The following is a 4,013-nucleotide window of genomic DNA, read 5'->3' as shown; positions in this document are numbered from 1 at the left end:
GTTTGGATCATGCCGGTCTCGTGTGCCCCGGTGCCGCACCTCGCCGCGTTGTCGTGGGGGGGCCCCGCCCCCCCCGCGGGGCCCCCCCCCCCTCGGTTGCCCCAATTCCACTAGTTTCGGCTTAGGGGGCCGCGCCCCCCCCCCTCCACCACGTTCCGCCCTGGGACGCTCAGCCGGCGGAACCGCTGCTCGCCAGCGCGTCGGAGAGTTCCTTGGCGGCCTGCTGGAGGATCGGCACGATCCGCTCCGTCGCCGCGTCCGTCACCCGGCCCGCCGGACCGGAGATCGAGATCGCGGCCGAGGTGGGCGAGTTCGGTACGGAGACCGCCAGGCAGCGCACCCCGATCTCCTGCTCGTTGTCGTCGACCGCGTAGCCGACCCGGCGGACCTGCTCCAGCGCGTCGAGGAAGCCGTCGGGGGTGGTGATCGTCTTCTCGGTGGCGGCCGGCATCCCGGTACGGGCGAGCAGCGCCCGCACCTCCTCGGGCGGCGTGTGCGCCAGCAGCGCCTTGCCGACCCCGGTGGAGTGGGGGAGCACCCGGCGGCCCACCTCGGTGAACATGCGCATCGAGTGCTTGGACGGCACCTGCGCCACGTACACGACCTCGTCGCCGTCGAGCAGCGCCATGTTCGCGGTCTCGCCGGTCTCCTCGACCAGGCGCGCGAGATACGGGCGGGCCCAGGTGCCGAGGAGCCGGGACGCGGACTCGCCGAGCCGGATCAGCCGCGGGCCCAGCGCGTAGCGCCGGTTGGGCTGCTGGCGTACGTATCCGCAGAGCACCAGCGTGCGCATCAGGCGGTGGATGGTGGGCAGCGGCAGCCCGCTGCTCGCGGAGAGTTCGCTCAGCCCGACCTCACCCCCCGCGTCCGCCATCCGCTCCAGCAGATCGAAGGCACGCTCAAGGGACTGCACACCACCGCTGGGAGCGGCGGGCTTGGAGTCGGATGTGCTGGCGTGGGACGGCGGCACGTCAACGGTCCTTTCGAGGCGGAAGAGCGGGTGCCCCGCCCGGCGAGGCACCCAGCAGCCTACCGGGCGGTTCCCGATCGGCCCACTGCTCCGGGTACGGCGTCCTGGCCGGTCAGAGCCCGTTTGTCCCGGTGTCGGCAGTCGGCGGGGCAGATCTTCGGGCCGGTACTGGTCCCATGCTACGTTCCGCCCTCCGAAATGTATCTTTTACTTTGTGGAAATCTCCAGTTGCGGGCCCGGGGTGGCCCGACGGCCGCCCGACGGGGAAAGTGGGGTCTTGACGGGTCCGAATCCCGAGTGAAGACTCCTTCAACAGTTCGTTGAATTCATCAGCGTCCGAAAGTCCGAAGTGAGGAGCACGGGTGTCCGGTGCGGACGTGAAACTGGTACTGCGCTCGACGCGTGTGGTCACCCCGGACGGGACGCGCCCCGCAGCGGTCGCCGTCGCCGACGGGAGAATCGACGCCGTCCTGCCGTACGGGGCCGAGGTGCCGCCCGGCGCCCGGCTGGAGGACTTCGGGGACGACGTCCTGCTGCCCGGGATCGTCGACACACATGTCCATGTGAACGACCCGGGCCGCACGGAGTGGGAGGGCTTCCGCACCGCCACCCGCGCGGCGGCGGCCGGGGGCATCACCACGCTGCTCGACATGCCGCTCAACTCCCTCCCGCCGACCACCACCGTCGGCCACCTGCGCACCAAGCAGCAGGTGGCCGCGTCCAAGGCGCACATAGACACCGGCTTCTGGGGCGGCGCGATCCCGTCCAATGTGAAGGACCTGCGTCCGCTGTACGAGGCCGGGGTGTTCGGCTTCAAGTGCTTCCTCTCGCCCTCCGGCGTCGAGGAGTTCCCGGAGCTCGACCAGGAGCAGCTGGCCCGGTCCATGGCGGAGATCGCCGGCTTCGGCGGGCTGCTGATCGTGCACGCCGAGGACCCGCACCACCTGGCCGACGCCCCGCAGCGCGGCGGGCCCGCGTACGCCGACTTCCTCGCCTCCCGCCCGCGCGACGCCGAGAACACCGCGATCGAGGGACTGATCGCGCACGCCAGGCGGCTGAACGCCCGGGTCCACGTCCTGCACCTGTCCTCCAGCGACGCACTGCCGATGATCGCCGCCGCCAAACGTGAGGGCGTCCGGGTCACCGTGGAGTCCTGCCCGCACTTCCTCACCCTCACCGCAGAGGAAGTCCCGGACGGCGCCACCGAGTTCAAGTGCTGCCCGCCGATCCGCGAGGCGGTCAACCAGGACGCGCTGTGGGAGGGGCTGGCCGACGGGACGATCGACTGCATCGTCTCCGACCACTCGCCGTGCACCACCGACCTCAAGACGCCGGACTTCGCCTCCGCCTGGGGCGGGATCTCCTCCCTCCAGCTGGGGCTGCCCGCCATCTGGACCGAGGCCCGCAGACGCGGCCACTCGCTGGACGACGTCGCCCGCTGGATGTCGGCCGCCCCCGCCGAACTGGCCGGACTGACCCGCAAGGGCGCCATCGAGGCCGGCCGGGACGCGGATTTCGCGGTGCTGGCCCCGGACGACACGTTCACCGTCGACCCCGCCGAACTCTTCCACCGCAACCAGGTCACCGCCTACGCCGGCAAGACCCTGCACGGCGTCGTGAAGTCGACCTGGCTGCGCGGCGTACGGATAGCGGCCGAGGGCACCGTCGGCGAACCCACCGGCCGCCTCCTCGAAAGGAACCACTGACCATGACGGCGACAGCCCGCTTCACCGGTGACGCGGACCCGTACGGCGGCGGCGACCCGTACGCCGACTACCGCACCGCCGGTTTCCCCTTCACGGACCTCGTCGACCTCGCCGACCGGCGGCTCGGCGCGGGTGTGATCGCCGCCAACGACGAGTTCTTCGCCGAGCGCGAGAACCTGCTCCGGCCGGAGCCCGCCGAGTTCGACCCCGAGCGCTTCGGTCACAAGGGCAAGATCATGGACGGCTGGGAGACCCGGCGCCGCCGGGGTGCGAGCGCGGACGTGCCGCACCCCTCGGACGAGGACCACGACTGGGCGCTGGTACGGCTCGGTGTCCCCGGAGTCGTACGCGGCATCGTCGTCGACACCGCCCACTTCCGCGGCAACTACCCGCAGGCGGTCTCCGTCGAGGCGGCCTGCGTGCCGGGCTCCCCCTCGCCCGGGGCACTGCTCGCGCCCGGGGTGAAGTGGACGACGCTCGTCCCCCGTACGGCCGTCGGCGGGCACGCGGCCAACGGGTTCGCGGTCGAGGCCGGGCGGCGCGTCACCCATCTGCGGGTCAACCAGCACCCCGACGGCGGGATAGCCCGCCTCCGGGTGTACGGCGAGGTCGCCCCCGATCCCGCCTGGCTGGCCGCCCTCGGCACCTTCGACCTGGTCGCCCTGGAGAACGGCGGCACGGTGGAGGACGCCTCCGACCGCTTCTACTCCCCGGCGACCAACACCATCCAGCCCGGCCGGTCCCGCAAGATGGACGACGGCTGGGAGACCCGGCGCCGGCGCGACAGGGGCAACGACTGGATCCGCTACCGGCTCGTCGAGCAGTCGGAGATCCGGGCCGTCGAGATCGACACCGCGTACCTGAAGGGCAACTCGGCGGGCTGGGCGAGCCTCTTCGCCCGCGACGGCGAGAGCGGCGAGTGGACCGAGGTGCTGCCCCGGACCCGGCTGCAGCCCGACACCGACCACCGCTTCGTCCTGCCGGAGGCGGTCGTGGCCACGCACGTCCGGATCGACATCTTCCCGGACGGCGGGATCTCCCGGCTCCGGCTCTTCGGCTCACCCACCGGCGACGGCGCCGCACGACTGGCCGCCCGCCACCGCGAACTGGGCGGCTAGGGCCTCTCGTTTGGATCATGCCGGGCTCGCGGGGTCCGGCTCCGCACCTCGCCGCGTTGTCGTCGGTCGCCAGGGCGCTGCCCCGACTCCCTCCTCCGCCGTGCGATGCACGACACCGGACCCCGCTCCCTGATCCGGCCCGATCCAAACGAAAGACCCTGGAGCCATCGGCTCGCGGCGGGGCCCCGCGGGGGGGTCGTGCCGGGCGGGGGCCGACGC

3 protein-coding genes are annotated in these 4,013 nt (G+C 72.3%); 2 read left to right on the top strand and 1 reads right to left on the bottom strand.

The annotated features are described in order from the left end of the window. Positions 1-169 precede the first annotated feature (169 nt). Positions 170-970 (bottom strand): IclR family transcriptional regulator, encoded by an 801-nt coding sequence (locus ACFVH0_RS37900; RefSeq protein WP_385827862.1) that lies wholly within the window; start codon positions 968-970, stop codon positions 170-172. 362 nt (positions 971-1,332) lie between these two features. Here ACFVH0_RS37900 and allB point away from each other — a divergent pair, with 362 nt between their 5' ends. After that, complete coding sequence (gene allB, locus ACFVH0_RS37895) at positions 1,333-2,676, top strand: allantoinase AllB (protein ID WP_385827860.1); 1,344 nt, start codon at positions 1,333-1,335, stop codon at positions 2,674-2,676. A 2-nt stretch (positions 2,677-2,678) separates the two neighbouring features. Then, a complete protein-coding gene (gene alc / locus ACFVH0_RS37890) occupies positions 2,679-3,794 on the top strand; it encodes an allantoicase (RefSeq protein WP_385827858.1) in 1,116 nt (371 codons plus the stop codon). The last annotated feature ends 219 nt before the right edge of the window (positions 3,795-4,013 follow it).

Source organism: Streptomyces sp. NPDC127117, from assembly GCF_042677325.1.
Classification (GTDB): Bacteria; Actinomycetota; Actinomycetes; order Streptomycetales; family Streptomycetaceae; genus Streptomyces.
Note: the sequence above shows the minus strand (reverse complement) of the source record. Positions and strands in the feature narration are given on the sequence as shown.